A 3,011-nucleotide genomic window follows, 5' to 3' on the forward strand; every position below is an offset into this window, starting at 1 on the left:
TGCGGCAGATCATCTACCGCTTGTGGCAGATAGGGGGTCCGTCATGTCGTACAGGCACGAGCAGTTCGTCGCCGCGGCGATCGCCCGCCGCCAGCGGGACCGTGATCCACAGCACGGGGTCCAGCGTGAGCTTGCCGCCGCCGAGGTCGGCCACCGGGTTGGCGTTGCCGAGGACGCTCCCGAGCAGGTCCCCGAGGCCGCCCTCCCCGACGCCGACACCGAGCACCGACAGGCCGTAGTCGGCGGAGACCCGCGTCCAGACGCCCACCAACAGCATGACGACGGCCGAGGCCGCACCCAGCCGGACGGCGTGCCGCCACGGCTTCGTCCCGCGCGGCGAGCGGTACGCCGTGAGGATCCCGGCCGCGAGCATCAGCACGGCGGCCAGCGGCAGCAGCCACCAGGCCCGGGCGTCCTGCTCGGCGAGCTTGCCGAGGCTGATGGTGGCCTCCTGCCCGTCCGACCCGCGCAGCACCTCGGCCAGCGGCTTGGGCACCGGCAGGCCGACCGCGCCGACCAGCTGTCCGTGCCACTGTCCGCCGAGCCCGACGCCGAAGGCGAGCCAGACCAGGTTGGGCAGGGCCAGCAGCAGGACGGCCGCGGTCTGCCGGGCGTTGCCGTGCACGATCGCGGTGAGCAGCCCGGCGACCAGCCCGATCACCACGTAGGCGAGCAGCACCATCAGCATCGCGAACGCGGCCGGCCGGACGGCCTGCTGGAACGGCACCAGGCGGCGCGGGAGCGGCGCGCGGCGGGAGACCGCGAAGGTGGCCGCCAGGACCACCAGCAGCCAGAGCAGGCCGAGGCCGATGGTGCTCGACGCCTCGGCGTGGAAGCCGACCTCGGGGGTCAGGCCGAGGGCGCCGCCGAGCTGCTCGACGAGGTCGTTGCCCAGGGGGACGGTGAACGTGTGCCGGGCACCCAGGGTGAGCAGCACCAGCGCCACCACCCAGACGGCCGCCGTCCGGGCGATCCGCCCGAGCAGTTCGCCGCCGTGGGCGACGGCCCGGAAGCGCAGCTGGCGCAGGAACACCTCGGCCATCACGAGCGCGCCGGCCAGGCCGACGGTCAGCGGCATGGCGACGATCCCGGCGTCCACATGGGCGAAGAAGCCCGCACCGCCGTCGAGTCCGACCTCGCCGCCGACGGCCAGCGCCAGCGTGGCGGCCAGGATGGACGGGAACCCGCCGCCCGGGAGCGCGTCGGCGCCCGCCGCCCAGAGGCCGAGTGCGGCGACCGCCGCCATCGCGGCCAGCCCGGCCAGGACGACCGCGAGCGCGTCCAGCCAGCCGCGCAGGACGCCGGGCGGTCCGGCCGCCGTGGTGGGGGGCTCCGGGTGCATACGGGCTCCTGTGGACTCGGGTACCCCCCTCGCGTCTGCCTCCAGGTTGGCCCAGGACGCGCCACCGCGCGCTGTGTGCGCCGGGCGACCGTCACCCCACCTGCTGTTGCGGCCGTCGGGCCGCCGGGGCAGAAATGGAATCCGGTGGGGGAGCCTGATCGGGCCGGGCGCTTCGCCGGCCGCCTGCGAAACGGAGCCTCGATGAGTTCCCAACCGCCCCCGTCCGGCCCCACGGGCCCGTTCGGACCGCCGTCCGGTCCCCCCTCCGGCCCGCCCTCCGGTCCGCCGTCCGGCCCGCTCGCCGGGCCGCCCTCGGGCGGGCACCAAGGCCCCCCGTCCTCTCCCCCGTCCGGCCCCTCCGGCCCGGGCGGTTCCTCGGGCGGAGCACCCGGCGGTGCGCCGGGCGGGCGGCCGACGCCGTGGTGGCGTTCGGGCAAGAAGCTGGCGCTGGCCGGGGGCACCCTGGCGCTGGCGGTGGCGGCCACGGTGCTGATCGTGAACAGCACCAACAGCAGCAAGCCCAGTGAGAACATCATCCCCACCGGCAACGAGGTGGCCGCCCAGTCGTCGAGCGAGACCGGGCCCGCGCCGTTCACCCAGTCGGTCGAAACGGCCGCCGTGATGGCACCGGCGCCGACCTCGGCTCCCGCCTCACCGGCCGCCGGGGCCACGGCGACCGGCCTGCACAGCGTGCAGGGCTCGTCGGCCGGGCTCTACGCGGGGACGATGTCCAAGCCGGCCTGTGACACCGAAAAGCTGATCTCGATGACCTCGACCGGGGACACCGGCCGGGCCTGGTCCTCCGCCCAGGGGATCCAGCAGTCCGCCATCCCGGGCTACATGCGCTCGCTGACCTCGGCCTACCTGCGGGTGGACACCCGGGTGACCAACCACGCCTACAAGGGTGGCGCGGCGGTCGCCTACCAGTCGGTGCTCCAGGCGGGCACGGCCGTCCTGGTGGACTCCCAGGGCGTGCCCCGGGTGCGGTGCGGCTGCGGCAACCCGCTGAAGCCGCCGGTCCTGGTGCCGGACGCGAAGTACACCGGCAAGACCTGGACGGGCTTCCAGCCGTCCGCACTGATCGTCGTGGTGGCGGCGCCGCAGCCGGTGAAGGAGTTCATCCTGGTGAACGTCGCCACCGGCGGCTGGTTCGCCCGGGTGACCGGGCAGATCAAGGTGGAGGACCGGACGGTCCCGCCGCCCAAGGAGCTCGCGCCGGGCATTCCGCCGGCCGAGCCGATGAAGCCGGCCTCGCCGTCGGGGTCGGGCCCGGCCTCGGGCAGCACCTCGGCCACCACGTCCGGCTCCGGTTCCGCCTCGGGCTCCACCGGTCCGTCGTCCGGCTCGGCCTCGGCCTCCACCTCCTCCGGCAAGCCGTCGGGGCCGTCCTCCTCGGCGAGCACCGCCACCTCCACGCCCACCACGGCCACGGCCACGGCCACGCCGTCCTCGGCCACCGCGAAGCCGACCACCGCGACGGCGACCGCGACCACCGCGACGGCGACGGCCACCACGGCGACGGCCACGACGACGACCACCGGGACGAGTACGGCGACCGGCACCACGACGGCGGCGACGGCGGCCTGCGCCACCGTCCTGCCCTCGACGCTCCCGCCGTGCCCGACCGCGTCGGGGGGCGGGTCCAGCTAGGGGCCGTCCGGCGGCGGGC

2 protein-coding genes are annotated in these 3,011 nt (G+C 75.7%); one reads left to right on the top strand and one right to left on the bottom strand.

What is annotated here, in order from left to right:
* Nucleotides 1-13 precede the first annotated feature (13 nt).
* Nucleotides 14-1,342 (bottom strand): streptophobe family protein, encoded by a 1,329-nt coding sequence (locus ABZ885_RS38380; protein ID WP_360199410.1) that lies wholly within the window; start codon nt 1,340-1,342, stop codon nt 14-16.
* Between the two features lie 495 nt (nt 1,343-1,837).
* Between ABZ885_RS38380 and ABZ885_RS38385 the strand changes: the two genes are divergently transcribed.
* Complete coding sequence (locus ABZ885_RS38385) at nt 1,838-2,992, top strand: DUF6777 domain-containing protein (protein WP_360199412.1); 1,155 nt, start codon at nt 1,838-1,840, stop codon at nt 2,990-2,992.
* Nucleotides 2,993-3,011 lie beyond the last annotated feature (19 nt).

Source organism: Kitasatospora sp. NPDC047058 (assembly GCF_040643935.1).
GTDB lineage: Bacteria > Actinomycetota > Actinomycetes > Streptomycetales > Streptomycetaceae > Kitasatospora.

Bases quoted from the DNA above. Each gene is read 5' to 3' on its own strand.
- ABZ885_RS38380 (WP_360199410.1), bottom strand. From the start codon at position 1,342: ATGCACCCGGAGCCCCCCACCACGGCGGCCGGACCGCCCGGCGTCCTG.